24 protein-coding genes are annotated in these 25,592 nt (G+C 61.9%); 17 read left to right on the top strand and 7 right to left on the bottom strand.

What is annotated here, in order from left to right; translation table 11 throughout:
* Positions 1–133: 133 nt before the first annotated feature.
* Positions 134–655, bottom strand: a complete 522-nt coding sequence (locus ACIOMR_RS28945) for a DUF3087 family protein (protein WP_087693365.1) — start codon at positions 653–655, stop codon at positions 134–136.
* Positions 656–808: 153 nt separating this feature from the next.
* On the opposite strand from ACIOMR_RS28945, the gene ACIOMR_RS28940 reads away from it, so the two are divergent.
* Both ACIOMR_RS28940 and ACIOMR_RS28935 read left to right on the top strand, forming a co-directional pair.
* Positions 809–982: a hypothetical protein gene (locus tag ACIOMR_RS28940; RefSeq protein WP_003210891.1), complete on the top strand. Its 174-nt coding sequence runs from the start codon at positions 809–811 to the stop codon at positions 980–982.
* 24 nt (positions 983–1,006) lie between these two features.
* The gene (locus ACIOMR_RS28935; protein ID WP_003210890.1) at positions 1,007–1,201 is read left to right on the top strand and encodes a DUF6021 family protein; all 195 of its coding nucleotides are present in this window, start codon (positions 1,007–1,009) and stop codon (positions 1,199–1,201) included.
* A gap of 35 nt (positions 1,202–1,236) precedes the next feature.
* Here the strand turns inward: ACIOMR_RS28935 and ACIOMR_RS28930 are convergent, their stop codons facing one another.
* Positions 1,237–1,482 (bottom strand): DUF6555 family protein, encoded by a 246-nt coding sequence (locus ACIOMR_RS28930; protein ID WP_023658994.1) that lies wholly within the window; start codon positions 1,480–1,482, stop codon positions 1,237–1,239.
* 158 nt (positions 1,483–1,640) lie between these two features.
* Between ACIOMR_RS28930 and ACIOMR_RS28925 the strand changes: the two genes are divergently transcribed.
* The 5 genes from ACIOMR_RS28925 (at position 1,641) to ACIOMR_RS28905 (ending at position 6,623) form a co-directional block, all read left to right on the top strand.
* Positions 1,641–2,471, top strand: coding sequence for an arylamine N-acetyltransferase (locus ACIOMR_RS28925; RefSeq protein WP_087693363.1), 831 nt, complete (start codon positions 1,641–1,643; stop codon positions 2,469–2,471).
* A gap of 123 nt (positions 2,472–2,594) precedes the next feature.
* Positions 2,595–3,347, top strand: coding sequence for an outer membrane beta-barrel protein (locus tag ACIOMR_RS28920; RefSeq protein WP_003210885.1), 753 nt, complete (start codon positions 2,595–2,597; stop codon positions 3,345–3,347).
* A 233-nt stretch (positions 3,348–3,580) separates the two neighbouring features.
* The gene (locus tag ACIOMR_RS28915) at positions 3,581–3,949 is read left to right on the top strand and encodes a cytochrome c5 family protein (RefSeq protein WP_102606359.1); all 369 of its coding nucleotides are present in this window, start codon (positions 3,581–3,583) and stop codon (positions 3,947–3,949) included.
* A gap of 77 nt (positions 3,950–4,026) precedes the next feature.
* A complete protein-coding gene (locus tag ACIOMR_RS28910; RefSeq protein WP_168197529.1) occupies positions 4,027–5,355 on the top strand; it encodes a D-arabinono-1,4-lactone oxidase in 1,329 nt (442 codons plus the stop codon).
* Positions 5,355–6,623 (top strand): DSD1 family PLP-dependent enzyme, encoded by a 1,269-nt coding sequence (locus ACIOMR_RS28905; protein WP_087693357.1) that lies wholly within the window; start codon positions 5,355–5,357, stop codon positions 6,621–6,623. The genes ACIOMR_RS28910 and ACIOMR_RS28905 overlap by 1 nt, the downstream gene beginning before the upstream one ends.
* A gap of 127 nt (positions 6,624–6,750) precedes the next feature.
* On the opposite strand, the gene ACIOMR_RS28900 is transcribed toward ACIOMR_RS28905, so the two are convergent.
* Positions 6,751–7,692, bottom strand: a complete 942-nt coding sequence (locus ACIOMR_RS28900) for a transporter (RefSeq protein WP_102368644.1) — start codon at positions 7,690–7,692, stop codon at positions 6,751–6,753.
* A 203-nt stretch (positions 7,693–7,895) separates the two neighbouring features.
* On the opposite strand from ACIOMR_RS28900, the gene ACIOMR_RS28895 reads away from it, so the two are divergent.
* Together ACIOMR_RS28895 and ACIOMR_RS28890 are read left to right on the top strand one after the other, a co-directional pair.
* A complete protein-coding gene (locus ACIOMR_RS28895; RefSeq protein ID WP_102368645.1) occupies positions 7,896–8,933 on the top strand; it encodes an AraC family transcriptional regulator in 1,038 nt (345 codons plus the stop codon).
* Between the two features lie 111 nt (positions 8,934–9,044).
* A complete protein-coding gene (locus ACIOMR_RS28890) occupies positions 9,045–9,482 on the top strand; it encodes a carboxymuconolactone decarboxylase family protein (protein ID WP_003219182.1) in 438 nt (145 codons plus the stop codon).
* A 198-nt stretch (positions 9,483–9,680) separates the two neighbouring features.
* Here ACIOMR_RS28890 and ACIOMR_RS28885 read toward each other — a convergent pair whose 3' ends face one another.
* Entirely contained in the window at positions 9,681–10,445 is a 765-nt protein-coding gene (locus ACIOMR_RS28885; protein WP_003219180.1) for a helix-turn-helix transcriptional regulator, read from the bottom strand.
* A 99-nt stretch (positions 10,446–10,544) separates the two neighbouring features.
* On the opposite strand from ACIOMR_RS28885, the gene ACIOMR_RS28880 reads away from it, so the two are divergent.
* Positions 10,545–11,675, top strand: coding sequence for an MFS transporter (locus ACIOMR_RS28880; protein WP_401197809.1), 1,131 nt, complete (start codon positions 10,545–10,547; stop codon positions 11,673–11,675).
* Here the strand turns inward: ACIOMR_RS28880 and ACIOMR_RS28875 are convergent.
* Entirely contained in the window at positions 11,665–13,827 is a 2,163-nt protein-coding gene (locus ACIOMR_RS28875) for a TonB-dependent siderophore receptor (RefSeq protein ID WP_401197806.1), read from the bottom strand. The genes ACIOMR_RS28880 and ACIOMR_RS28875 overlap by 11 nt on opposite strands.
* Before the next feature lie 190 nt (positions 13,828–14,017).
* Here ACIOMR_RS28875 and ACIOMR_RS28870 point away from each other — a divergent pair, with 190 nt between their 5' ends.
* Positions 14,018–14,797 (top strand): acetoin reductase, encoded by a 780-nt coding sequence (locus tag ACIOMR_RS28870; RefSeq protein ID WP_102368648.1) that lies wholly within the window; start codon positions 14,018–14,020, stop codon positions 14,795–14,797.
* 133 nt (positions 14,798–14,930) lie between these two features.
* On the opposite strand, the gene ACIOMR_RS28865 is transcribed toward ACIOMR_RS28870, so the two are convergent.
* Positions 14,931–16,796: a sigma-54-dependent Fis family transcriptional regulator gene (locus ACIOMR_RS28865; RefSeq protein WP_177029258.1), complete on the bottom strand. Its 1,866-nt coding sequence runs from the start codon at positions 16,794–16,796 to the stop codon at positions 14,931–14,933.
* A 310-nt stretch (positions 16,797–17,106) separates the two neighbouring features.
* Here ACIOMR_RS28865 and ACIOMR_RS28860 point away from each other — a divergent pair, with 310 nt between their 5' ends.
* From ACIOMR_RS28860 to ACIOMR_RS28850, 3 genes are read left to right on the top strand one after another with little or no spacing between them, the layout of a single operon-like run.
* Entirely contained in the window at positions 17,107–18,084 is a 978-nt protein-coding gene (locus ACIOMR_RS28860; protein WP_003219159.1) for a thiamine pyrophosphate-dependent dehydrogenase E1 component subunit alpha, read from the top strand.
* 39 nt (positions 18,085–18,123) lie between these two features.
* The gene (locus ACIOMR_RS28855; RefSeq protein WP_003219158.1) at positions 18,124–19,143 is read left to right on the top strand and encodes an alpha-ketoacid dehydrogenase subunit beta; all 1,020 of its coding nucleotides are present in this window, start codon (positions 18,124–18,126) and stop codon (positions 19,141–19,143) included.
* Entirely contained in the window at positions 19,140–20,237 is a 1,098-nt protein-coding gene (locus ACIOMR_RS28850) for an acetoin dehydrogenase dihydrolipoyllysine-residue acetyltransferase subunit (RefSeq protein WP_401197800.1), read from the top strand. The genes ACIOMR_RS28855 and ACIOMR_RS28850 overlap by 4 nt, the downstream gene beginning before the upstream one ends.
* A 141-nt stretch (positions 20,238–20,378) precedes the next feature.
* On the opposite strand, the gene ACIOMR_RS28845 is transcribed toward ACIOMR_RS28850, so the two are convergent.
* Entirely contained in the window at positions 20,379–21,281 is a 903-nt protein-coding gene (locus ACIOMR_RS28845) for a helix-turn-helix domain-containing protein (RefSeq protein WP_102606368.1), read from the bottom strand.
* Between the two features lie 140 nt (positions 21,282–21,421).
* On the opposite strand from ACIOMR_RS28845, the gene ACIOMR_RS28840 reads away from it, so the two are divergent.
* From ACIOMR_RS28840 to ACIOMR_RS28830, 3 genes are all read left to right on the top strand, one after another.
* The gene (locus ACIOMR_RS28840) at positions 21,422–22,780 is read left to right on the top strand and encodes a glutamine synthetase family protein (protein WP_401197797.1); all 1,359 of its coding nucleotides are present in this window, start codon (positions 21,422–21,424) and stop codon (positions 22,778–22,780) included.
* Between the two features lie 149 nt (positions 22,781–22,929).
* Positions 22,930–24,018 carry a polyamine ABC transporter substrate-binding protein gene (locus tag ACIOMR_RS28835; RefSeq protein WP_003219153.1) on the top strand — a complete coding sequence of 363 codons (1,089 nt, stop codon included), beginning with the start codon at positions 22,930–22,932 and terminating at the stop codon, positions 24,016–24,018.
* On the top strand, positions 24,015–25,313 hold the full coding sequence (locus ACIOMR_RS28830) for an NAD(P)/FAD-dependent oxidoreductase (protein WP_401197794.1): 1,299 nt from the start codon (positions 24,015–24,017) through the stop codon (positions 25,311–25,313). The genes ACIOMR_RS28835 and ACIOMR_RS28830 overlap by 4 nt, the downstream gene beginning before the upstream one ends.
* Positions 25,314–25,592: the final 279 nt, after the last annotated feature.

Raw genomic sequence — 25,592 nt, 5'->3', positions numbered from 1 at the left:
CACACCGAGCCTAGGCGAGGTGCCGAGTGGTGGGGCAAGAGCGTTTTGCTTACTTTTGCGCTGTTCAAAAGTGAGCCGCTGTAAGAGCGGAACCCATATCAGCCATCACCCAAATAACGGATATGCCCCCCAATCAGCGAGCCTTCACAGCCTCAACCCAATCCGGATCCAGCCGCGTCTGGTCAGGCTCAATCCCCAACCCCCGCATCTTCTCCAGATGCTCATCAACCTCCCGCACCAACTGCGCCTGAGAACTCGAATTGGCGTCCAGTTCGTGCATCTGCATCAACCCAAGGTGATAAAACCGCAGCAACTTGATCGCCACCGGATCATTCGCCTTCACCCCGTCAGTCACCTTGTGCATCACATTAGTCACACTCATCAGGCTGCGCTTGAGCTGCCACCCATACACCGCCGGCGCGAACCAGGCCTGGTTCCAGAACGGCCCCCGCACCAGCCCTACGGTAATCAACACCCCGGCAAACACCCCGCCCACATTAAAGCGAAAATTATCCCCCCCAGGCTCACCAAACAGCATCACCGCCAGGCTGGAAAGCACCATCGCCAACACCACAAACAACCCCGCGACTATCAACGTACTGCGTCGCGTCTGCTGGCGAAAAACAATCGGGTCGCACGGTTTGAGCTCAAACATCCAGGGTCAGTCTCCATGGCACAAGTAGGGTTATAACGCCGGCCAGCATCTTCTCATGCTTCACCCGTCGGAGTGACGGTAATCAGGTTGAACGATGGATCAGCGCAATTTCTCTAACCCCTGTAGGCAACCGACCCCCAAGTGAGGTGAACCATGACCCGGTACCAGCAACAGCCGCCCGGCACACCCAACCCCGACCGCACGCCCGGCGAAGAGGAGCGTGACAACGACGCCCTGCGCCCCAACGACCCGGCCGAACGGCAAGACGAAGAAGAGCAGGTCGAGGAAGACCTGGAAAACCTGCACGACAAGGCCCGCCCGCTGTAGACCCGGCGCGCCAAGGAGGTAGTTATGACTAATCGTACAAGCGGCCCGCATTCATCCGAGCATTCCAGCGGCAAGGACGAATTGGGTTTCGACCCCGATTCCCCGGACGTCGCAGACCCACAGGTCGACCCGGTAGGTCCCGCCATTGCCCCGTTGGACAAGCCAGAAAAAACCGGCAAGAAGCCGGCCTATGATCCCCTCGGTGATCTGAAAAAGTGAAACAAGCCCCGCCGTCGTGCGGGGCTTTTTATTCCTCAACCAAGCCGTTTCGGGGCTGTCCATGTCACCTCGGTGATGCCGAACTTCTCCGCCCAGGGACGAGTGGTCTTTTTCACCCGCTCGTGGCCCGGCCGGCCTATCCGCCCCACGTGGGCAATGTCGGCGTCAACGGCCGCCCAATGCCACGCTTCGGCGTTGTTCATGACCTCGGCACGCACCACAAAGGTTTTTGGTTCGCCGTGTAGCAAGTAGTGGATGGTGTAGATCATTGCGGTACTCATGATGCCTCCCTGTCTTGTAGTGAATGGATATAAATCAGTTCAGAAAGGTTCAGAAAGTTTGTGCATCTGAGGACTTGCATTTGATTCAACCCACAATTGGCAAATAACCGCCGTCAGGGTATTAGTGGTGCTTTCGCCACCGACTCCAGGATTGCGTCATGCCAGAGCTGACCCACAGCCGCCTCTACCTGCAACGTCTGGGCTACGACACGCCGCCTCCGCCCACCCTGCAAACCCTGCAGGATCTGCAGTTGCGCCATGTCAGCACCTTCGCGTTTGAAAGCCTGTCGACCCTGCTGCACGCACCGGTGCCGATCGATTTGCCGAGCGTCGAACAAAAAGTCCTGTTCGACGGCCGTGGTGGTTATTGCTACGAGCTGAACCAGCTGTTCCTGGCCTTGTTGCAGGAGTTGGGCTTCGAGGCGCGGGGCATTACCGGCCGTGTGGTGATGGGGGGGCCACCCGATGCACTGACGGCGCGCACCCATCGGCTGAGCCTGGTGACCCTGGACGGCGTGCGTTACATCAGTGATGTCGGCTTTGGTGGCATGGTGCCCACCAGTCCGTTGCAACTGGACACCGATGCCACCCAGGCCACCGCCCATGAACCCTATCGCCTGAGCCTGGACGAGGGCAGCTACACCTTGTGGGCGCAGGTCGCCGGTGAGTGGCGCGGCTTATATGTGTTCGACCTGCAGGTGCAGTCACACTTCGACTACGAGATCGGTAACTGGTACGTCTCCACCCACCCGGATTCGCCGTTCCTCGGCCAGCTGAAAGTCGCACTGATTGGCCCGGGATTTCGCCGCACGCTGAACAACGGGCAGTACGCGATTCACTACCTGGACCGGGCCAGCGAAAAGCGTGCAATCGAGGACGTCGAAGAGTTGCTGAACCTGTTGCAGGCCAGCTTTGGCATTCGCCTGCCGGAGCATCCGCAGTTGCGGTCAATTCTCGGTCGTTTGCTGGCTCACGTCCAAGACGCTTGATATAGAGCCTTCGCTGAACCGTTTTACCTCGAAAAAGGTGCAAATTAATTCGAACCTTTCGCCAAAACGAGGGTTCGAAGCGTTTCCTGAATAATTTGCCACCTGCAATGGAGACGTAAAACGATGTCCAAACTATTCGGAAAGATCCTCAAGAATTCCTCGGTCCTGGCCTTGATCGCGGCACCTGGTGTGGTGTTCGCCGCAGCGCCGACCGACCCGATTTCCACCTTCGGGATCCTCGGCAGCTACAACGACTTCAAACTCGAAGGCGGTAGCCAAAGCGACAAGGACCACATGCCTGAAGCCGGCCTGTTCTATAACTTCGGCAACAAGCTGACGGCTGAATCCGGCTTTATCTACCAGGCCGGTATCGAAGCCAAGTACGGCGAGAAGAGCGACAACAAGCTCAAGGAAGGCCAGGCCGACCTCGACCTCGGCTGGCGTGCCGCGCTGGATGCGCGCAACTTCGTCGACGTGCTGGTGGGTGGCGGCTACAGCTGGACCCGCTACGAGCCGGACTCGGGCGACTACGACATGAAACTCACCAACAAATCGCCGTTCGCCAAGGCGGCCCTGGGCTACAACCACCAGTTCGATGACATGACCATGCGTGTTGAACTGGGCGCCCGCCATACCATCGACGGCCGCGCCAAGCTCAAGGTCGACGGCATCGGCAGCGACACCGTGGACCTCAAGGACCGCACCAACCCGTACGCCGAAGTCAGCCTGCTGATGAACCAGAAAGGCGATCTGCCAGTGATGGCGGGCCTGTACTACACCCGCACCGAGTACAAGCTCGATGACGATTCGTACGTGGCCGACAACACCAAGCTCAAGCGTGACGAGTATGGGTTCAAGGTCGGTATCGCGTTCTAAATCTGCCTGACTGATTGTTCCCACGCTCTGCGTGGGAATGCATCCCGTGACGCTCTGCGTCACAACGCGGACGCAGAGCGTCCAAGGCGGCGTTCCCACGCAGAGCGTGGGAACGATCAGCCGCTGAAGCCTGTCCGCCCAAGCCCCCCTTTCTGTCCCCCAATACCCTCAACGCCGCGCCCTGGCTGCCTTAGTGTGGATCACGCTTTCACACAATAAGAGAGAAGGTGGCTATGCGGGCAATCAACCCCCGTCGCATCAGTCTGCTGCTGGCCGTGACCTGCCTGCTGACAGCCTGTGGCGACAAACCGAAACATCCCCCCGAACGTGCCACGGCGGCCAATGCCATGCCGAGCGACGCAGCCCTGGCCCAGGTCTACGACACCAGTTGCAAGCTGTGCCACGCCAACCCGGCCTCCGGTGCGCCGCTGACCGGTGACGGCCCGGCCTGGAGCCCGCGCATCGCCCAGGGCCCGGACACCCTGCTGGACCACACCATCAATGGCTACAACGGCATGCCCCCGATGGGGCTGTGCGTGCAGTGCTCCGAAGCGCAATTCCTGGGGCTGATCAGCTTTATGTCGGGTCAACACATCCAATAAGAATAACGGGGTACGCGATGGGGCTTTCACGGCGAGAATTATTGCAGCGCGGCGCGGTAGCCGGCGCGTTCATGGCATTGACCAGTAACCCGGTACTGGCCCAGCTGGCCCGGGCACCGCGGCTGATTCCCTGGCGCAATTGGTCGGGGGCGCAAACCTGTCTGCCCCTGGCGCGGCTGGCGCCGAAGAACCTTGATGAACTGGTGCAGGTCATCGGCCAGGCACCGGGCAAGGTGCGGCCGGTGGGCTCGGGCCATTCGTTCAGTGCCCTGGTGCCCACCGACGGCACGTTGCTGTCCCTGAGCTACTTCAATGGCCTGCTGGATCACGACCCGCAAACCTTGCAGGCCACCTTCGCCGCCGGCACGCCGATGTCGCGCATGGGCCAGGCCTTGAAAGACGTCGGGCAGGCGCTGCCGAACATGGCGGATATCGACTACCAGACCCTGGCCGGGGCGATCTCCACTTCCACTCATGGCACCGGCGTGGGCTTCACCTCATATTCCGGTTGCGTCACCGGCCTGCAATTGGTGACCGCCCAGGGTGAGGTGCTGGAGTGCGACGCCAAGCGTCACCCCGAGGTGTTCAGTGCCGCCCGGGTGTCCCTCGGGGCCCTCGGCGTGGCCACCCAGGTCCGCTTGCAAAACCGCGCACCGTACCGCCTGCGGGAGCGCCAGTGGATCGCCAAGACTGAAGAACTGCTGGAGGACGTGGCTAAGAACACCCGGGAAAACCAGCACTGGGAAATGCTCGTGGTGACCCATTCCGACTACGCCCTGTCCATCGCCCTGAACGAAACCACCGACCCCGAAACCCCGCCCATCGACCCGGCGGAGGCGGGCGGCAACGAGTTTGTGTCGATCATCGAGAAACTCGACAAATACGGCAGCGATTTCCCCGAGGCCCGGCGTACCTTGCTCAACAGCCTGCGCTTTTTTGCCAGCTTCGATGACCGCGTGGCCGAGTCGTTCCAGGTGTACGCCAACGTGCGAAACGTGCGTTTCAACGAGATGGAATATTCGGTGCCCGCCGAGCACGGGCCGGCGTGCCTGCGGGAAATCCTCAAGCTGATCAACGACAAGGACCTGCGCACCTGGTTTCCCATCGAGTACCGCTACGTCAAGGCCGATGACATTCCGCTGAGCATGTTCGAGGGCCGCGACAGCTGTTCGATTTCCGTGCACCAGCACTACACCATGGACCACCACAACTTCTTCGCCGCCGTAGAACCGATCTTCTGGAAATACGCCGGTCGCCCGCACTGGGGCAAGTTGCACACCCTCAATGCGCGCACTTTGCAGCCGCTGTATCCGCGCTGGGAGGAATTTACCCGAGTGCGCCGCGAGCTGGACCCCAGCGGCAAATTCCTCAATGCGCACCTGTCGTCTATTCTGGGAGTGGCCTGATGAACCGCAGACATTTCATGCTCGGCACCGGCGTGTTGCTGGTGGGGGGGGCCATCTTGCTCAGGCCCGGCGACCGGGGCAGCCCGTACACCGAGTATTTCCGCAGCCTCAACCAGGAACTCAAGGCCCATGGGCCGATGCGCCCGGTGATGCTGATCGACCTCGATCGCCTGGACCACAACATCGACGTGGTGATGCAGTCAGTGCAGCGCGGCGGCAAACATCTGCGGCTGGTGGAGAAATCCCTGCCGTCGCCGGGGCTGCTGGCCTATATCGCCAAGCGCGCAGGCACTCAACGGTTGATGTCGTTTCACCAGCCATTTCTGAATCACGACGCCCAGGTGTTTCCCGACGCCGACATCCTGCTGGGCAAGCCGTTGCCGGTGCGTTCCGCCGAGTTGTTTTACCAAACCCACAAGGGCCCGTTCGACCCGTCCCGGCAGCTGCAATGGCTGCTGGACACGCCCGAGCGCTTGCAACAATACCTGGCGCTGGCCCAGGGATTGGGCACGAAACTACGGGTCAATATCGAGCTGGATGTGGGCCTGCATCGCGGCGGCATCAGCGACAACGCGGTGCTGGGGCAAATGCTCACGCTGATCAGCGCGCATCCGCAGCAGCTGGAATTCAGCGGGTTCATGGGCTACGACCCGTTCGTGGGCATGGGCGTGCCGGGGATTCTCGGCTCGCCCCAGGACCTGTTCGACAAAGTCATGCAGCGCTACAACGGCTATGTGGATTACACCCGCCAGCACTTTGCGCCGCTGTGGCGCGACGGGCTGACGTTGAATACGGCAGGCAGCCCGAGCTATCGCATTCACGAGCAGGAGAAGCTCAGCAGCGAGGTGTCGGTGGGCACGGCGTTGCTCAAGCCGACGCACTATGACTTGCCGTCGCTGAGCGAGCATGTGCCGGCGGCCTATATCGCCACGCCCGTGTTGAAAAGCACCGGGCCGGTGGACATTCCGGCGCTGGACGGCAAGTCGCGGTTGTTCTCGTGGTGGGATGCGAATCAGCGCGCCACGTTCTTTATTTATGGGGGCAACTGGATGGCGGAGTTTGAATCGCCCAGGGGCTTGCAGAGCAATGACCTGTATGGGCGCAGCTCCAATCAGGAGATGGTCAATGGTTCGCCCAAGGTGGGGCTGAACGTGGAAGACCAGGTGTTTCTGCGCCCGACCCAGAGTGAGTTTGTGCTGCTGCAGTTCGGCGATTTGCTGGCAGTACGGGGCGGGAAAATCGTCGATACCTGGCCGGTCTACACCTGACAACGCCGTCCCACTGTAGGAGCGAGCTTGCTCGCGAAAAACCCAAGGACGACGCGTTCATCCAGACGGCCCGCGTTATCGTTGACGTTTTTCGCGAGCAAGCTCGCTCCTACAGTTTTTGCCGGGTTTACAGGGCAAACGGAATCGTCAACTTCGCCCACAACATGTCGCCTTCCGGCCGGTTCTGCACATCAAACTCCTTGGCCCAGCGCACCTCGGCACTCGCATACTTGAGGAAGGTGAAATACACCGCCGGACCGATCGCAAACACCTGGCCCTTGACCCCGTCATCCACATCTTCGCCATAGATGTTCACCACGGTATGCCCGTATTGCTTATCGTCGGTGGTCTGCTTGAGGTAGTAGCCGTTGAGCCCAAGGCTGAGGTTATCCGTCACCTTGTAGCTGGCCGAGTAGTCGAAGTGAAAAATCTGCCCCGACCGGTAATGGGTGTCGGGGTTTTCCTTGTTGAAGCTGTAGGTGGTCTTGATCGACAGCTCAGTGCGCTCGTTGGGCATCCAGGTCGCCGACACCAACGGTTTGTAGGTGTAGAAATTGTTGCTGGTATTGGCCAGACGCGTGGCGTCGTATTCGCCGGTGGGCAGGGTGATTTCCAGGGCGGTGCCCACTGTCAGGTTCCTGCCCAGGTCCCAGAGGATGATCGGCGCCACGGTGGTGTCGCCCATGCTTTCCCGGGTGTCGGACATGCCGAACAGCGACACCTGTTGCTTCAGGTACGGCTGGGCGATGTAGCCGCCCAGGCGCCCGCCGAATACCCGCAACGGGCTGAGGTAATCCAGGCGCGGGATGATCGCGTCGGACTTGATCTTCACGTCCGGCACCTTGCCACCCAACGAGCTGATATCGAGCTTCCTGGCTTCGTAATGGTTGTAATAGATGTTGAAGGCGAACATGTGGTCGGGCAGGTTGTTGACGTCCAGCGGCAGGATGTAGAAGCCATCGGTGCCGGGGCCGATGTTGTCGACGCCGCCTTCGGTGGCCAGGGCCGGCAGGCTGATGAGGGTCAACAGGGCGAGTTGCACGGGGTAAAACGCACGGGTCGTGTTCATGTCTGGGCTCATTATTATTATCAGGACGACGCTGCCTATAGAAATAAGCCCTCGGCGCCCGGCGGGGCAGGGTATTGGCGGCCACATAGGGGGACTTTGGCGGACAGCTTTCATCCAGAGTGCAGCAGTTCTTGCAAGAGCCTATGATTGTCAGGATGTTTCCAAAACAAGAACTGAAGCACTCAGTCGGGAATCGAAGATCCATGCAAAGGAAAGCCGTTGATCCGCACTATGATCTGGCCCTGGTCTCGCCATTTCTGTTGCAAACCCTCGGCCAAGTGGTCGCGCAAAAAGGCGCGAGCGCCGAGCACCTGTGCCGTGGCCTGGGATTCACCCTGGCCGACCTGGACGACCCGGCCCAGCGCATTTCCTATCGCCAGGCGGTAGCGATGATCCAGCGTGCACTCAAGGTGTTGCCCGACCAGGGGCTGGGCCTGTGGGTAGGCCATCAGAACGTACTCGGCACCCTGGGCCTGCTCGGCCATGTGATTTCACTGTGCAAGACGTTGCGCGATGCGTTTGCCATCGGGGAACGTCATCAGCACACCTCCGGTGGTATCGCCACCTCGCGCACCCATGAAGGCCCCCAGGAAGTTTTCGTCGATATCGAATGCCTGCTGCCCTACGCCGAGGTGCAGGTGTTTGCCGCCGAGGAGTTCTTCGCCAGCCTGATGGTGTATGGCCGCGCCCTGGTGGGCGAGGGCTTCATGCCGCTGCGGGTCGAATTTATCCACGCCGCGCCCACCTATGTCGCTGACTATCACCAGCTGTTGGGTGCGGATGTGCGTTTTGGCTGCCTGCATAACCGCATGGTCCTGGCCAGCCACTGGCTGGATGTGCGGCTGCCGAATCACCATGCCCTGGCCTTGCGCCAGGCCCTGGAACTATTGGAACTGGAAAGCGCGCAACTGCATCAGAAAATGGATTTGATCCAGGCGGTGGAGCGCGCGATTTCCCGGGATTTGCAGGGCAGCCAGCTGGAAAAGGTCGCCAGTGACTTGAACATGAGCGGGCGTACCTTGCGCCGGCGCCTGACCGAGCATGGGCTGACGTTCGAGGGCTTGCTGGAACAGGTGCGCAGGGCAAGGACCATGGGCTTGCTGAGCAACCCGGGGTTGTCCATCGAACGGATCACCGAGGAAGTTGGCTACAGCGATGTGCGCAGTTTTCGGCGGGCGTTCAAGCGCTGGACCGGGCTGAGCCCCAGTGCGTTTCGCGGTGAAGGCGCAGGGCCGGGGTGATCGTCAGGATTGGCCCCATTGGCTACCTGATCTTTCCCCGGATTGGCTATTTGTCCAATGCCCCCTCGTCACTACTCTAGACACCAATCCCCACTGTTCTGGAGTATCACCATGCAAGCTCGTACCGACTTCTACACCGCCTCCCCGGATGCCATGAAAGCCATGCTGGCCCTGGAGGCTGCCGTCGGCAAACTGTCCATCGAACTGCCGCTGCTGGAACTGGTGCGCCTGCGTGTGTCGCAGATCAACGGCTGCGCCTTCTGCCTCGACATGCACACCGCCGACGCCCGCAAGGGGGGCGAGACCGAGCGCCGCCTGTACACCGTGTCGGCCTGGCGTGAAACGCCGTTCTTCACCCCCCGTGAACGCGCCGCGCTGGCCTGGGCCGAAAGCCTCACCCTGCTCAGCCAGACCCACGCACCGGATGCAGACTTCACCGAACTGGCCGCCCACTTCAGCCCGCAAGAGCAAGTCGACCTGAGCGTGGCGATCGCCACCATCAACAGCTGGAACCGTCTGGCGGTGGGTTTTCGCAAGATGCCTAAATAACCCGACAAGACGCCGGGATGACTGATCGTTCCCGCGCTCTGCGTGGGAATGCCGCCCCGGACGCTCTGCGTCCAGCGGGCGATGTAAGGCTCAAGTCTTGCGTACGGGTGACGCGGAGCGTCACGGGATGCATTCCCACGCAGAGCGAGGGAACGATCAATGAAGCCGATCTACCACCGGGTTACAGCCAGTCGGCATTCACTTGAAGTAACCCCGTGGCGTGGCGCCGGTCATGGCCTTGAAGAAGGCGATCAGCGCACTGTCACTGGCAAAGCCCAACTCAAAGGCGCAGTACCCGAGACTGCGCCCGGTGGCGAGCAGCTCGATGGCGCGCATCAGGCGCCACTGCTGGCGCCATTGCTGATAGCCCATGCCGGTTTCCCGCAGGAAGATCCGGCCGATGGTTTTGCCGCTGGCGGCCACCTGGCGTTGCAAGGCTTGCAGCTCCGGTGGCAGCGCGTCGAGGTTCTGCAATAACGGCGCCAGGCGTTTGTCCGTGGGCAGGGGCAGCAGCAGCGGTTGCTCGACTGCCTCGCGGATTTCACTCAGGCACAGCGCCAGCAAATGCGCGTATTTGCCCTGTTGCCAATCGGTGTCGAACGCCGCCATTGCCATGGGCTCCAGCACCGCCCGCAGCAGCGCACTCACCTCAATCACCCGCACTTGTGCCGGCAACTGCCCGGCCAATGCCGGGCTGACATACACCGAACGGTAATCCACGGTCTGTTGCATCACTGCCCGGTGCGGCACACCGCCGGGAATCCACGCTGCCCGAGTGGGCGGCAACAGGCACAGTTGGTTGGCCAGGGTAATGCGCGTGCAGCCCTGTTGGGTGAACAGCAATTGCCCGCGCTGATGCTGATGTACACCGGAGTCGTGATCACCCAGCAGGGCGGCGATGCCCACCACGGGCGCGTCGAAGCGGTCGGGATCGAAAGGTGTCTGCGCCGCCAGCCATGCCATGGGATGTCCGATTTCATTGATAAGGTGTCGAAGTCTGGATAATACGCCAGCTGCCGCTGTTTAGACTCCCTGGCCTGTTTACTCGTGAAGAGCGTCTGGATGATGTTGAAAAACTTGCTGGTGCTGGCGGTGGCGCTGCTGATGTTCCCGCAAATCGCACAAACCCTGTATAGCCCTGCGCTGGCGGATATCGGCCAGGCGTTTGCGGTAGGGCCCGAGGCGGCGGGGCAGACCTTGTCGGTGTACTTTCTGGCCTTCGCGTTCGGGGTCGTGGTGTGGGGACGCTTGTGTGACCGCTTCGGCCGGCGCCCGGTGATGCTGGCCGGGTTGGCCCTTTATGGCGCGGCCACAGCGCTGGCCTTGGGCGTGCGTTCGTTCAACGGCCTGTTGCTGGCCCAGGCGGTGGCGGCGTTTGGTGCGGCGGTGGGGTCGGTGGTGACGCAAACCGTGCTGCGCGACCGCTTCAGCGGTGCCGGGCTGGCGCAGGTGTTTTCAGTCGTGGGCATTGCCCTGGCGGCCAGCCCCGCCATTGGCCTGTTCACTGGCGCGGGCCTGGTGCAGCACTTTGGCTATCGCGGGGTGCTCACAGGCTTGTTGCTGCTGGCGCTGACGTTATTGGCCTGGTGCCTGTGGGCCTTGCCGGAAACCCGCCCGGCCTCGCTGCCCACAGCGTCGTTGCGCGGCACCCTGGGCCTGATGCTCAAGGATGCGGCGCTGTGGCGTTCGGTGGGGCTGGTCGCGGTCTTCAATATCGCGCTGTTGAGCTATTACAGCCTGGGGCCGTTTGTGTTCCAGCGCCTGGGGTTGTCTGCCGAGCAGTTCGGCTACAGCGGCGTCCTGCTGGCGTTGGGCTCGGGGCTTGGGGCCTGGCTCAACAAGGGGTTGCTCAAGCGCGGGGCCGGCAGCGAACAGCTGGTGCTGGCAGCCGGTGGCGTGATGTTAGCGGGCAGCGTGCTGGTGGTGCTGTTACAGGACCGTTGGCTGTTCGTGTTGCCGATGCTGTTGGTGGTCATGGCCTTCGGCATGGCGATTCCCAATGTCCTGGGGGCGGCACTCACGGCTTATCGCGACCGCCTTGGCACCGCCGGTGCCTTGTTCGGTTTGCTGTATTACCTGGTGATCGGGGTGGGGTTGACCCTGGCAGCCTGGGTCCAGCAGTTGGGCTGGACCCTGTTGGTGTGCGCCTTGGCGGCGCTATGCCTGGCGATCCCGCGTACCGTCAGAAATTGACCGTGGCACTCAAGCGCGCCGTCAACGGCGCACCCTGGAACAGGTAGTCATCGCCCATGTATTCGCCGGCATCGCGCCAGTAACGCTTGTCGAACAGGTTGTCGACGCTCAGGCGAAACACCGTTTCATAGCCATCGAGTTTGGTGGTGTAGCGGCTGCCGACGTTGACGATGGCGTAGTCGCCCACTTCCACATCACCGGTGCGATTGGCGTACTTGTTGGCGCTGTATTGCACGCCGCCGAGCAGCGCCAGGCCGTCGACCCAGGGCAGGGCGTAGTCGGCGTACAGACTGGCCCGCAGTTTCGGCACGTTGATCGCTTGATGGCCTTCGTATTCCGGCGTGCCGCTGCCCGTCACCCGTGCACGGATGGCCGCGACGCTGGCGGCGATCTGCAAGCGCTGGGTGGCCCAGCCGTTGGCGGACAATTCCAGGCCGGTGTTTTTCTGCTCGCCCTGTTGCACGTAGGTGTAGTCGCCGGCGTCATCCGGCCTGGCATATTGATAGGCCTGGCGAGTCTGGAAGATCGCGGCGGCAAAGCTGATGCGGCGCCAGTCGTATTTCACCCCGGCTTCGATCTGGCGGGAAACTGTCGGGGCGAGGGTTTCATCTTTATTCAGGGCAAACCACGGCGCGGTACCGCCCAGGGACAGGCCTTTGCTGTAGCTGGTGTAGAGCGACAGGTTTTCAATCGGTTTGTAGATCAGCGCCGCCTGGGGCAGGAACACATACTGCCGGGTGTGGCGCGACTCGTTGCCCTGATCATCGAAAGCCTTTTCGTCCAGGCGCACTTCGCGGCCGCCCACGATGGTCTGCCATTGCTCGTTGAAGCTGATGCGGTCGGTGACGAACAGGCCGTATTGGCGGCTGTCGAGGTTGCGATGGCTATCGTTCAGGGGCTTATCGGTGGGCGCGAAGTTTTCCGGGTCCTGATTGATATTGCCGGAACCAATCATCTCGTTGACCGATTCGCGCTTGTCCACCACTCGCCGAAACGCACTGCTGCCAAACGTCAACTCATGCCCCAGGCCACCGGTATTGAACAACCCGGTCATCGTGGCCTGGATTTCATCATCGCGCCGGGTGTCATCAGGGCTGCGGAAGTCATAGATATCGTAGTTGCCTTCCGGGCTGAAGTAGTTCGGTACCTTGGCCCCGGCACAGCTCGCGGACCCGTAGCAGCCCCACGCAAACGAACTGTAATCATCAATCACCACCTTGCTGCGCGCCGCGCTGACGCTGCCTTTCCACTGGTCACTGAAGCGATATTCAAACTTGCCGTTGAGGTTCAGCGAATCAATCCCTACCTGATTCGCACCGCTCTGATGCCCCAGCAGTTTTTTCGGCGACGCGTCGTGCGGCACCTCGGTCCCGCCCAGCAGCTGATAACCCGGCACCGAGCGCTGTTGCTTGTTCTGATACTCGGCATCCAGCTGCAATACCGCGTCGGGGCTGATGTTCCAGTCGAACGCCAGGGACAGGAAATCCCGGTGGCCATTGGCATGTTCGACATAGGAATGCAGGTCTTCATGGGCCACGTTGGCGCGCAGGCCGAACTGCTGCTCGCTGCCAAACCAGCCGCCCACGTCGGTGGCCAGGTAACCACTGCCGCGATCATCGGTGGACACCGTCACCGAGCGCACATCCTCCGGGCGCTTGGTCACGTAATTGATCACGCCGCTGGGCTCGGAAATCCCGCTTTGCATACCCGACAATCCCTTGAGCAGCTCCACGCGCTGCTTGTTCTCCAGGGCAACGTTCTGCTCGCCGGTGATGGTGCGGCCATTGATCTTGTAGCTGCTGGCGGCATTCAGCGAGAAACCGCGCACCACGAAGTTTTCGTAGTAGCCGATGGGCGCATAGCTGTCGCCCACCGAGGCGTCATTGCGCAGCACTTCGCTGAGCAAGCGCGCCTGCTGGTCCTTGATCAACGACTCGTTGAACACCGCGATCGAGGCCGGCGTGTCGAGCAACGGCGCCTCATTGAAAGCGCCCACCGACGCGGTGTCGGTGTTATAGCCGGATTCATCCTGGCCCTGGACCTTCACCTCCGGCAGCTCGATATCAGCCGCCTGGCTGCTTCCAATACCTGCGCTGAGCAACAGGCCGAGGGCAAAACGTGAAGGGGCAGCGGGGCGAAGACGCAAAACCATGGGGGAAGGCCTGAGAGCGCAGAGCGGAGGGCGCATAAGCTAGGCATAACGGCGGCGTTTTACAAGTTTTCGAGAATGGTTCGCTTTGAGACGTCCCGTCTCAGCCCGCAGATCAATCCTGCTGCTGCTCGACAGCGGCCCCTGGCAACTGCGATAGACAAGGCTTCTCTCACCGTTGAAGGAGATCGTCATGAGTATCGCTGGAAAAGTTGCACTGGTGACCGGCGCCGGGCAAGGCATCGGCCGGGCCATCGCCCTGCGCCTGGCGCGGGATGGCGCCGACATAGCGTTGGTGGACATCAACAGCGCGAAGATTGAAGCGGTGGCGGCCGAAGTCGTTGCACTGGGGCGCAAGGCCTCGGTGTATGTCGCCGATGTCTCGAAGCTGGAGCAAGTGGTCGCGGCGGTGGACCATGCCCACCAGACCCTGGGCGGCTTCGACATCATCATCAACAACGCCGGTGTCGCACAGATTGACGCACTGCTGGACGTAACCCCGGAACAGGTCGACCGCACGCTGCGTATCAACGTGCAGGGCACGCTTTGGGGCATCCAGGCCGCAGGCAAGAAATTCAAGGCGCTGAAGCAGAAGGGCAAGATCATCAATGCCTGCTCGATTGCCGGCCATGAAGGCTTTGCGTTGCTGGGGGTGTATTCGGCCACCAAGTTTGCCGTGCGTGCGCTGACCCAGGCCGCGGCGAGGGAACTGGCCATTGACGGGATTACCGTCAACGCCTACTGCCCGGGTGTGGTGGGCACGGATATGTGGGTCGAGATCGACAAACGCATGGCCGAGATTACCGGCGCCGAGGTGGGGGCGACGTACAAGAAGTATGTAGACGGGATTGCGTTGGGCCGGGCGGAAACGCCGGAGGATGTAGCGGGGCTGGTGTCGTACCTGGCGGGGCCGGATTCGGATTACATGACCGGGCAATCGCCGTTGATTGATGGCGGGATTCTGTACCGCTGAGCCGGCGGAATCACTCGGTCAAAAAATGTGGGAGCGGGCTTGCTCGCGAAGGCGGAGTGTCAGCCACCGGAAATGTTGACTGGTACACCGCCTTCGCGAGCAAGCCCGCTCCCACATTTTTGACCGTGTTGGGTCAGTGCTTGCCGGGCATGTCGATACCCAGCTGGTTAACCCGCCGATACAAGGTCGCCCTGGAAATCCCCAACGCCTGCGCCGCCGCCAGCGGCTTCCACCGATGCCGAATCAGTGCGTCCAGCACCAACTGCCGTTCCGGGCTGACGCTTTCCGATGTTTCCACCGCAACCGCGTCACCACGAACTTCCACCGGCAAATCCGCCAGTTGAATTGTCCCGCCGTCGCACACCGCACAGGCGTATGCCAATACATGCCGCAGTTGCCGCACATTCCCCGGCCAGGCATAACCCAGCAGCGACTCCAGCGCCGCTGCCGCGATCCCGACCGCAACACCGCTGTGCCGCGCCTCCTGCTCCAGAAGCCGATTGATCAATGCCAGTTTGTCCATGCGCTCGCGCAATGGCGGCACACAGAACCGCGCACAGCCCAACCGGAAATACAAATCCTCGCGAAAGCTTCCAGCACTCACCAGCGCCGCCAAGTCCCGATGGCTGGCGCAGATCACCTGGATATCCACCGCCCGGGTTTTTGCCCCGCCCAGCGGCGCCACTTCACCTTCGGCCATTACCCGCAGCAGCCGCGTCTGCAACGCCAGCGGCATGTCGCCGATCTCGTCGAGAAACAACGTGCCGCCATCGGCCTGCAACAGCAGCCCGGTCATGCCCTTGCTGGAGGCACCGGTAAATGCCCCGGCCACGTAGCCGAACAGTTCGCTCTCGATCAGGTTTTCCGGGATCGCCGCGCAGTTCACCGCCACAAAGGGGCCGTCGCGACGGGCACTGCGTTCATGCAACTGGCGGGCAAACACTTCCTTGCCGGCGCCGGTTTCGCCCTGGACCAGCACCGGCAGGTTGCGGTCCTTGACCCGCACGGCCAGGCGCAGATGTTCTTCTACTCGCGGGTCTACCTGATGACTCGAAGACACCGTCGTACGTGCAGCCTTACGCCGCGGCGCGCTGACCCGTACCTGCAACGCCCCCGGCTCGCCGAGCCAATGCAACTGCTGCGTCGATTGATCGGTCACGGCGCGCAACGCGTCCAGGTCAAACACTTCGCCGATATGCTCCGGCAATTGCCCGAAGCGCAACCTCAGGGCCTGCCGCGCCTTGCTGTTCAAGGCTTGCAGCCGCCCATCCTGATCCCACGCCAGCAGCATGTCCGGCTGGCTGTCGACGTAACCGGGCGTGCTGTGGGCCTGCAACACCCAATGTTGCCGGGCGCTGTGCATGAAAAACGCGTTCTCGATGGCCCGCGCGCTTTGCGCCACCATCTGCCGCACCAGGTGTTGGCTGCGCCGGTCATCCGGCGATTTCAGGGCGGAGGCGTCCATCACGCCCAGCAGGTTGCCCTGGGGATCAAAGATGGGTGCGGCAGAGCAGGTCAGGCCGATAAACGCCGCACGAAAGTGGTCGCGCTTGTGCACGGTGACCGCGGCCTTGCTGGTCAGCACCGTGGCCACGCCGCAGGTGCCTTCCTCGGCTTCCGACCAGCAGGTGCCCAGGTACAGGCCGGCCTTGCGGCAGTCGTTGCGAATGCCGGCGTCCACACGATGGTCGATGGTCTGGCCCTGGGCGTCGGTAAGCATCACGCAGTAATCGGCGTGGCGCACCCGGTTGTGAATCTGCCCGACTTCCTCGCTGGCGATGCGCATGAACAGCTCGGCGCGTTCGCGGCATTCCTTGAGCAGGGTGCTGGTGAGGATGCGCGGCCCTTGCAGGGAACCGGGGTCGAGGTGGTGCTGCTCCATGGAGCGGCGCCAGGAATCAAAAATCAGCGACGGCACCGGAGCCTGGGGCAGGCGGTCGGCGTTGCGTACCACGCGGCTGACACAGTCGACATGGTCCTTGGAGTTCACGGCGAGCATTGAAGCCTCCGGTTCTCGATCCTTGTTGTTATGCCCGCCATTAAGCGCCCATGGGCCGGGAGGAACAAGGCCGGCCTGACCAACTGCCCGAGGTGAGACGCAGCGTCTCATTGCGCCGCAGACGCTGCGGGCAGGTTGCAACGGCGCGTCTCATTGAACGGTCCACAGTGGCACGTCCACGCTTCCAGGCAACTGCTCTGGGTCAAAGCTTTCCCGGGTTTTCCAGCGGATTGGCACAGGCCGTGCTGAGTGCCTTGCAGCTGGCCTGATCCAGCCTTTTGTGTGTCGAGACAACCTGGAGAACAACAAGATGTCCACTCACCTGTCCACCGATCAACTGCTCCATGCCTACACCGTGATGCGCACCATCCGTGATTTCGAAGAACGCCTGCACGTGGAATTCGCCACCGGCGAGATTCCCGGTTTCGTGCATTTGTATGCCGGCCAGGAGGCCAGCGCCGCCGGGGTCATGGCCCACCTCAACGATGAAGATTGCATCGCCTCCAACCACCGTGGCCACGGCCATTGCATCGCCAAGGGCGTGGATGTGTTCGGCATGATGGCCGAGATCTACGGCAAGAAGACCGGCGTCTGCGGCGGCAAGGGCGGCTCCATGCACATCGCCGACCAGGAGAAGGGCATGCTCGGCGCCAACGGCATTGTGGGTGCCGGGGCGCCGCTGGCAGCCGGTGCGGCGCTGGCGGCCAAGCTCAAGGGCAGCGCGGGTGTGGCGGTCGCGTTTTTCGGCGACGGCGGCTCCAACGAGGGGGCGGTGTTCGAAGCGATGAACCTGGCCTCGATCATGAACCTGCCGTGCCTGTTCGTGGCCGAGAACAACGGTTATGCCGAAGCCACCGGGTCCGGCTGGTCGGTGGCCTGCAAGGACATTGCCGAGCGTGCCGTGGGTTTTGGCATGCCGGGGGTGATTGTCGACGGCAACGACTTTTTTGCCGTGCACGCCGCCCTCGGCGTCGCGGTAGAGCGTGCCCGCAGCGGTAAAGGGCCGACGCTGGTGGAGGTCAAACTGAGCCGTTTCTACGGCCACTTCGAAGGCGATGCGCAAACCTATCGCGGCCCGGACGAAGTGAAAAACCTGCGGGAAACCGGCGACTGCCTGAGCCTGTTTCGCCAGCGCTGCACCGCCGAAGGCTGGCTCGACGCGGCTCAGTTCGAACGCATCGACACCGAAGTCGCGCAGCTGATCGAAGACGCCGTGCGCCTGGCCAAGTCCGATCCCAAACCCCAGGCCGCCGACCTGCTCAGCGATGTCTACGTCGCCTACCGCTAACCGCCACCCACTACAAAAACAATCCGTGGAGAAGTCATCATGGCTAGAAAAATCAGCTATCAGCAGGCAATCAACGAAGCCCTGGCCCAGGAAATGCGCCGCGACCAGAGCGTGTTCATCATCGGCCAGGATGTGTCCGGCGGCACCGGTTCGCCCGGTGAACAGGACGCCTGGGGTGGCGTGCTCGGCGTCACCAAGGGGCTGTATCCGGAGTTCCCCGACCGCGTGCTCGACGCGCCACTTTCCGAGGTCGGTTATGTGGGTATGGCCGTCGGTGCAGCCACCCGTGGCATGCGCCCGGTGTGCGAGTTGATGTTCGTCGACTTTATCGGCTGCTGCCTCGACCAGTTGCTCAACCAGGCGGCGAAGTTTCGCTATATGTTCGGTGGCAAGACCACCACGCCGCTGGTGGTGCGCGCCATGTACGGCGCCGGCCTGCGTGCGGCGGCCCAGCATTCGCAGATGCTCACCTCGATGTGGACGCATATTCCCGGGCTCAAGGTGGTGTGCCCGGCCACGCCCTATGACGCCAAGGGCATGCTGATCCAGGCGATCCGCGACAACGACCCGGTGATTTTTCTCGAACACAAAATGCTCTACAGCCTCCAGGGCGAAGTGCCGGAAGAGCTGTACACCGTGCCGTTCGGCGAAGCCAACTACGTGCGTGAAGGCAACGATGTAACCCTGGTGACCTACGGGCGCATGGTGCACATCGCCCTGGAAGCCGCAGCCAATCTGGCGCGCCAGGGTATCGACTGCGAAGTGTTGGACCTGCGCACCACCAGCCCGCTGGACGAAGACAGCATCCTTGAAAGCGTGGAGAAAACCGGGCGCCTGGTGGTGATCGACGAGTCCAACCCACGTTGCTCGATTGCCACGGACATCAGTGCATTGGTGGCGCAACGGGCGTTCGGCTTCCTGCGCGCGCCGATCGAAATGGTCACCGCGCCTCACACGCCGGTGCCGTTCTCCGATGCCCTGGAGGACCTGTACATCCCCAACGCGGCGAAGATCGAAGCTGCGGTGCTGAAGATCGCCGACAAGAGGAATGCCGCATGATCCATACACTGACCATGCCCAAGTGGGGGCTGTCGATGACCGAGGGCCGGGTTGATGTCTGGCTCAAGCAGCCGGGCGACCCGGTGGAGAAGGGTGAAGAAGTGCTGGATGTCGAGACCGACAAGATTTCCAGCAGTGTCGAGGCACCCTTCAGCGGGGTGCTGCGGCGGGTGTTGGCCCAGAGCGATGAGACCTTGCCCGTGGGGGCATTGCTGGCAATCGTGGTGGAAGGCGAGGCCAGCGAGGCCGAGATTGATGGGGTGATCGAGGCGTTCCAGGCGGGGTTCGTTTCCAGTGCCGCCGAGGCTGAAGCCAGCGGCCCATCGGCACAGAAGGTCGAGGTGGGCGGGCGCCTGCTGCGCTATCTGGACCTCGGGGAGGGCGGCACACCGCTGGTGCTGGTGCACGGCTTTGGTGGCGACCTGAATAACTGGCTGTTCAATCACCCGGTGCTCGCGGCTGAGCGGCGGGTGATCGCCCTGGATTTGCCGGGGCATGGCGAGTCGGGCAAGTACCTGCAAACAGGCGAGCTTGAGGAGCTGAGCCAGGCGGTATTGGCACTGCTGGATTATCTGAAGGTTGACCGGGTACACCTCGCCGGGCATTCCATGGGCGGGCTGGTTTCCCTGAACCTCGCGCGGGTGGCACCGCAGCGTGTGGCGTCGTTGACCCTGATCGCCAGCGCTGGATTGGGTACGCAGATCAACAGTGACTACCTGCAAGGTTTTATCGACGCGAGCAATCGCAATGCACTCAAGCCGCAACTGGTGCAACTGTTCAGCGATCCGGCGCTGGTGACCCGGCAGATGCTGGAAGACATGCTCAAGTTCAAGCGCCTGGAGGGTGTGGAGCAGGCGTTGCGGCAGATCACCGGGGCGTTGTTCAGCGGTGGTCGGCAGTTGGTGGATCTACGCAACGTTGTCGGGCAGCAGCCGAGCCTGGTGGTCTGGGGCAGTGAGGACGCAATCATTCCGGCGAGCCATGCCCAGGGGTTGGAGGCTCAGGTGGAGATACTGCCGGGGCAGGGGCATATGGTGCAGTTGGAGGCGGCGGAGCGGGTGAATCAGTTGATGCTGGCGTTTCTTCGGACCTGATCGTTCCCACGCTCCGCGTGGGAACGATCTTCAAATGTGGGAGCGGGCTTGCTCGCGAAGGCGGTGTATCAGTGCCAGATTTATTGACTGACCCACCGCATTCGCGAGCAAGCCCGCTCCCACACAAGCCCGCTCCTACATTTACCTCTGGCGCTTCAGGGTCTCGCTGGGCAACTCCTGAAACAACGCCCGATAACTGTTGGAAAACCGCCCCAAATGCCAGAACGACCAATTCATCGCCACCTCCGCCACGGTGGTGTCCACTGACGGCGGGTTCAACAACTCCCGCCGTGCACTGTTCAACCGGCGCAACCGCAACCACTGCGCCGGGCTCATCCCGGTATACGTCTTGAACCCGTGCTGCAACTGGCGCAACGGCACCCCGGCAATGCGCGCCAGTTGCAGCAGGTTGACGGTTTCATCCGGCACATCCGCCGCCCATTCGCCAATGCGCGCCATGATGATTCGCTCCTCGGTGCGCCGCTGCAATGAGCCCTTGTCGAGGCACACGCAGGCGTTGTCGAGGATGAACAGGCAATCGTCGAGCAACTGTTGCGTGAGGGCATCACGACTCGGCAGGTCCAGCGTCGCCGACAGCCGTGTCAGCGTGCCGCTGAGCCAGCGGCTGAACAACGGGTTTTGCAGGGAGTTGAGCGGGGCCATGAACAACCCCTCCAGCTTCGCCACATCCAGACCATGGCGCTGGACAAACTGCGGCCCGAACACCACTGCCACTTCGCGGTAGTTTTCCGGGGTGATCCAGGTGTTGCGGCTTTCGCCATTGAGCACGTACAGCGCGTTGTCGCTGCCATCGAAACAGAACGCCAGGGAACCCGGCGGCGCGTTGAAGTTCTGCTCCACCCGGGTGTTCATCCGCTCTTCGTACACCTCGACACCTTGCAGGTCGAGGTAGCGGATCTGCCCGGCGAAATGCCCTGGGGACATCTGCTGGTACTGCTGCACCCAACCGGGTGTCGCACTGCATTGAGCGGCCACATCACCGGTGGTGAAGGCCTGTACGCGCAAAGCTGTTGCCTGTGTCATGGGTAACCTGGGCGCACTCTATTGGTGCGTTGTGGTTGGCGCAAAGTGGATAGATGCCGTTGGACGGCTGGCCCAAGATAGACCTCAATGCGCCGCGAGGGAAGCCCGCGGCGCAGCATCCAACCCATGACGAGGTCCTTATGAACGCCCCCTTCGATCAGCTGTCCGCCTGGCTGAAAGAACACAAGATTACCGAAGTCGAATGCGTGATCAGTGATTTGACTGGCATCGCACGCGGCAAGATTTCGCCCACCAACAAGTTCCTGCATGAGCGAGGCATGCGCCTGCCGGAAAGTGTGTTGCTGCAAACGGTAACCGGGGACTTTGTCGACGACGATATCTACTACGACCTGCTGGACCCGGCCGACATCGACATGATCTGCCGCCCGGTGTCCAACGCCACCTACGTGGTGCCATGGGCCATCGAGCCGACGGCCATCGTGATCCACGACACCTTCGACAAGCAGGGCAACCCCATCGAACTGTCGCCGCGCAACGTGCTGAAAAAGGTCCTGCAACTCTATACCGACCAGGGCTGGCAGCCGATTGTCGCGCCGGAGATGGAGTTCTACCTGACCCAGCGCTGCGAAGACCCGGACCTGCCGCTGAAGACCCCGCTGGGCCGTTCCGGTCGCGCCGAAAGTGGCCGCCAGTCGTTCTCCATCGACGCTGCCAACGAGTTCGACCCGCTGTTCGAAGACGTCTACGACTGGTGCGAAGCCCAGGGCCTGGACCTCGACACGCTGATCCATGAAGACGGCCCGGCGCAGATGGAAATCAACTTCCGCCACGGCGACGCCCTGGACCTGGCCGACCAGATCACCGTGTTCAAACGCACCCTGCGCGAGGCTGCACTCAAGCACAACGTGGCGGCCACCTTCATGGCCAAACCGGTGGCCGACGAGCCCGGCAGCGCCATGCACCTGCACCAGAGCGTGGTGGAGATCGCCACCGGCAAGCAGGTGTTTGTCGATGCGCACGGCAACAAGAGCCAACTGTTCCTTAACCACATCGGCGGCCTGCAGAAGTACATCCCCAAGCTGCTGCCGATGTTTGCGCCTAACGTCAACTCGTTCCGCCGCTTCCTGCCGGACACCTCGGCACCGGTCAACGTCGAGTGGGGCGAAGAAAACCGCACCGTCGGCCTGCGTGTACCGAGTTCCAGCCCCGACGCCATGCGCGTGGAAAACCGCCTGCCGGGTGCCGACGCCAACCCGTACCTGGCCATCGCCGCCAGCCTGCTGTGCGGCTACCTCGGCATGATCGAAAAGGTCGAGCCCAGCGCCCCGGTGGAAGGCCGCGCCTACGAGCGCCGCAACCTGAGGCTGCCGATCACCATCGAAGACGCCCTGGCGCGCATGGAAGAGTGCGACACCGTCAAGCAGTACCTGGGAGACAAGTTTGTGCGCGGCTACGTCGCGGTCAAGCGTGCCGAACACGAGAATTTCAAGCGGGTGATCAGCTCCTGGGAACGTGAGTTCCTGCTGCTGAGCGTCTGACGACTCGTCCGTAGCTTAGCGAGGCTGCGTCGGGCCCACCGCAATTGTGTCTGATACAACGCTACGCAGCCTCGCCAAGGCTCGACAGCTGCTACGGGCAGAATGGCTGGATGAATACATAAAAATCAATCAAGCAAAGGGGTGTCGATATGCGTCTGGTGAAAAAGCTTCTCCCGCTGGCCTTGGCGGCATTGTTCAGCAGCGCGGGCCACGCCGCGCAGACGGTCAGTGTGTACAACTGGACCGACTACATCGGTGAGACCACCTTGGCCGACTTCCAGGCCAAGACCGGGATCAAGGTGATCTACGACGTGTTCGACTCCAACGAAACCCTGGAAGGCAAACTGCTTGCCGGCCGTACCGGCTACGATGTGGTGGTGCCGTCCAACCACTTCCTGGCGCGCCAGGTAAAGGCCGGCGCGTTCCTCAAGCTGGACCGTTCGCAGCTACCCAACTTCAAGAACCTCGACCCCAAGCTGCTCAAACTGCTGGAGAAAAACGACCCGGGCAACGAGCATTCGGTGCCGTACCTGTGGGGCACCAACGGCATCGGCTATAACGTGGACAAGGTCAAGCAGGTGTTGGGCATCGACCATATCGATTCGTGGGCCGTGCTGTTTGAACCGGAGAACATCAAGAAGCTCCACGAGTGCGGCGTAGCGTTCCTCGACTCGGCGGATGAACTGTTCCCGGCGATCCTCAACTACATGGGCAAGGACCCGCGCAGCGAGAATCCCGAAGACTACAAACAGGCCGAGGCCAAGCTGCTGACCCTGCGGCCGTACATCACTTATTTCCATTCCTCCAAGTACATCTCGGACCTGGCCAACGGTGATATCTGCGTCGCCTTCGGTTATTCCGGCGACGTGTTCCAGGCGGCCAACCGCGCCAAGGAAGCCAAGAACGGCGTGAACATCGCCTACTCGATCCCCAAGGAAGGCAGCAACCTGTGGTTCGACCTGCTGGCCATCCCGGCGGACGCCGCCAACCCGAAAGCCGCCCACGCCTTCATCAACTATTTGCTGGACCCTGAAGTGATCGCCAAGGTCAGCGCCAGCGTCGGCTACGCCAACCCGAACCCGGCGGCCAAGGCCTTCATGGCCCCCGAGCTGGTGAACAACCCCGAGATCTACCCGTCCCAGGAAGTGCTCGACAAACTCTACATTTCCACCACCCCGACGCCCGCCGTCATGCGCTTGATGACGCGGTCCTGGAGCAAAGTGAAGACCAACAAATGAACCGTTCCTCCTCCGACCACGCTCGTTCCTATTACCTGGCTTCGGCCAACACCATGCCCCGGCGCCCAGCGCTGGGGGCTGACCTGACCGCCGATGTGTGTGTGATCGGCGGTGGGTTCACCGGGGTCAACACCGCCATCGAACTGGCCCAGCGCGGGCTGTCGGTGATCCTGCTGGAGGCCCGGCGGATTGGCTGGGGCGCCAGCGGGCGCAATGGCGGGCAGTTGATTCGCGGGATTGGGCATGACGTATCGGGCTTTGCCAGGTACGTGGGGGAGGAGGGCGTGCGTTACCTGCAGCAGGCCGGGATCGATTCGGTGGCGCTGGTGGGCGAGCGGATTCGCGAGCACGGGATTGACTGTGATTTGCGCTGGGGGTTTTGCGAGTTGGCGAATACGCCGGCGCAGTTTGCGGCGTTTCAGGGGGAGCTGGAGAGCCTGGCTGCCTTGGGGTATGCGCCTGAAACACGGTTGGTGGCATCGCAGGATATGGCGCAGGTGGTTGGCTCAGGCTTGTATGCCGGTGGCCTGGTGGACATGGGCTCCGGGCATCTGCACCCGTTGAACCTGGTGCTGGGGGAGGCTGGTGTGGCCGAATCCCTTGGGGTGCGGATCTTTGAAGACAGCCCGGTGCTGGAGTTGATCCATGGCGACACGGTGCAGGTGCGTTGCGAGTTTGGCAGAGTGCGCGCCGGTAGCCTGGTGCTGGCGTGCAATGCGCATCTGGAGGAATTGGAGCCGAAGTTGAGCGGCAAGGTGTTGCCAGCGGGGAGCTACATCATTGCGACCGAGCCGCTGTCGGTTGGGGTGGCTGATCAGTTGATTCCGCAGAACCTGGCGTTGTGTGATCAGAAAGTGGGGTTGGATTATTACCGCCTTTCGGCGGATCGGCGGTTGTTGTTTGGGGGGGCTTGTCATTATTCGGGGCGTGATCCGGTGGATATCGCGGGGTATATGCGGCCGAAGATGCTCAAGGTTTTTCCGCAGTTGGCGAATACCGCGATTGAGTTTCAGTGGGGGGGGAAGATCGGCATCACCGCCAATCGCTTTCCCCAGGTGGGGCGCCTGAAGCAGCATCCGAATGTGTTCTATGCCCAGGGGTATTCGGGGCATGGGTTGAACGTGACTCACTGGTGTGCGCGGTTGTTGGCTGAGGGGATTCAGGCTGGGCAGAGCCGGGGGTTGGATATTTTCAACCAGGTGCCGCATATGACGTTTCCTGGGGGGAAGGTGTTGCGTTCGCCGCTGCTGGCGTTGGGGATGTTGTGGTATCGGGTTCGGGAGATGGTGGGGTGATTGATTGTGTACATATCCGTTTCTTCGGTAACGGCCACCTAGGGTTTCGCTCTTACAGCGAGTCACTTTGCAAAAAAAGCGGCAAAGTAACCAAAACGCTCTGCCCCGCCTGTCGGCACCTCGCCTAGGCTCGGTGTTCCCTCACTCCGGCAGCACGAAGCGGGCCGCCGCGACGGGCCATCCTTGGCCCGGCGCGGCTAAACCGGCGTCCTGCCGGTTTACCCGCTCCGCAATACCTGCGTTCGGCCTCGGGCTTATTGGGGCAGTCAGATCAAAAGC

It is taken from the genome of Pseudomonas sp. NPDC087814 (genome assembly GCF_044742865.1).
GTDB lineage: Bacteria > Pseudomonadota > Gammaproteobacteria > Pseudomonadales > Pseudomonadaceae > Aquipseudomonas.
The sequence above is the reverse complement of the archived record's forward strand: the minus strand, read 5'-3'. Positions and strand labels throughout refer to the sequence as shown.

Bases quoted from the DNA above. Each gene is read 5' to 3' on its own strand.
- ACIOMR_RS28945 (WP_087693365.1), bottom strand. From the start codon at position 655: ATGTTTGAGCTCAAACCGTGCGACCCGATTGTTTTTCGCCAGCAGACG.
- ACIOMR_RS28940 (WP_003210891.1), top strand. From the start codon at position 809: ATGACCCGGTACCAGCAACAGCCGCCCGGCACACCCAACCCCGACCGC.
- ACIOMR_RS28935 (WP_003210890.1), top strand. From the start codon at position 1,007: ATGACTAATCGTACAAGCGGCCCGCATTCATCCGAGCATTCCAGCGGC.
- ACIOMR_RS28930 (WP_023658994.1), bottom strand. From the start codon at position 1,482: ATGAGTACCGCAATGATCTACACCATCCACTACTTGCTACACGGCGAA.
- ACIOMR_RS28925 (WP_087693363.1), top strand. From the start codon at position 1,641: ATGCCAGAGCTGACCCACAGCCGCCTCTACCTGCAACGTCTGGGCTAC.
- ACIOMR_RS28920 (WP_003210885.1), top strand. From the start codon at position 2,595: ATGTCCAAACTATTCGGAAAGATCCTCAAGAATTCCTCGGTCCTGGCC.
- ACIOMR_RS28915 (WP_102606359.1), top strand. From the start codon at position 3,581: ATGCGGGCAATCAACCCCCGTCGCATCAGTCTGCTGCTGGCCGTGACC.
- ACIOMR_RS28905 (WP_087693357.1), top strand. From the start codon at position 5,355: ATGAACCGCAGACATTTCATGCTCGGCACCGGCGTGTTGCTGGTGGGG.
- ACIOMR_RS28900 (WP_102368644.1), bottom strand. From the start codon at position 7,692: ATGAACACGACCCGTGCGTTTTACCCCGTGCAACTCGCCCTGTTGACC.
- ACIOMR_RS28895 (WP_102368645.1), top strand. From the start codon at position 7,896: ATGCAAAGGAAAGCCGTTGATCCGCACTATGATCTGGCCCTGGTCTCG.
- ACIOMR_RS28890 (WP_003219182.1), top strand. From the start codon at position 9,045: ATGCAAGCTCGTACCGACTTCTACACCGCCTCCCCGGATGCCATGAAA.
- ACIOMR_RS28885 (WP_003219180.1), bottom strand. From the start codon at position 10,445: ATGGCATGGCTGGCGGCGCAGACACCTTTCGATCCCGACCGCTTCGAC.
- ACIOMR_RS28880 (WP_401197809.1), top strand. From the start codon at position 10,545: ATGATGTTGAAAAACTTGCTGGTGCTGGCGGTGGCGCTGCTGATGTTC.
- ACIOMR_RS28875 (WP_401197806.1), bottom strand. From the start codon at position 13,827: ATGGTTTTGCGTCTTCGCCCCGCTGCCCCTTCACGTTTTGCCCTCGGC.
- ACIOMR_RS28870 (WP_102368648.1), top strand. From the start codon at position 14,018: ATGAGTATCGCTGGAAAAGTTGCACTGGTGACCGGCGCCGGGCAAGGC.
- ACIOMR_RS28865 (WP_177029258.1), bottom strand. From the start codon at position 16,796: ATGCTCGCCGTGAACTCCAAGGACCATGTCGACTGTGTCAGCCGCGTG.
- ACIOMR_RS28860 (WP_003219159.1), top strand. From the start codon at position 17,107: ATGTCCACTCACCTGTCCACCGATCAACTGCTCCATGCCTACACCGTG.
- ACIOMR_RS28855 (WP_003219158.1), top strand. From the start codon at position 18,124: ATGGCTAGAAAAATCAGCTATCAGCAGGCAATCAACGAAGCCCTGGCC.
- ACIOMR_RS28850 (WP_401197800.1), top strand. From the start codon at position 19,140: ATGATCCATACACTGACCATGCCCAAGTGGGGGCTGTCGATGACCGAG.
- ACIOMR_RS28845 (WP_102606368.1), bottom strand. From the start codon at position 21,281: ATGACACAGGCAACAGCTTTGCGCGTACAGGCCTTCACCACCGGTGAT.
- ACIOMR_RS28840 (WP_401197797.1), top strand. From the start codon at position 21,422: ATGAACGCCCCCTTCGATCAGCTGTCCGCCTGGCTGAAAGAACACAAG.
- ACIOMR_RS28835 (WP_003219153.1), top strand. From the start codon at position 22,930: ATGCGTCTGGTGAAAAAGCTTCTCCCGCTGGCCTTGGCGGCATTGTTC.
- ACIOMR_RS28830 (WP_401197794.1), top strand. From the start codon at position 24,015: ATGAACCGTTCCTCCTCCGACCACGCTCGTTCCTATTACCTGGCTTCG.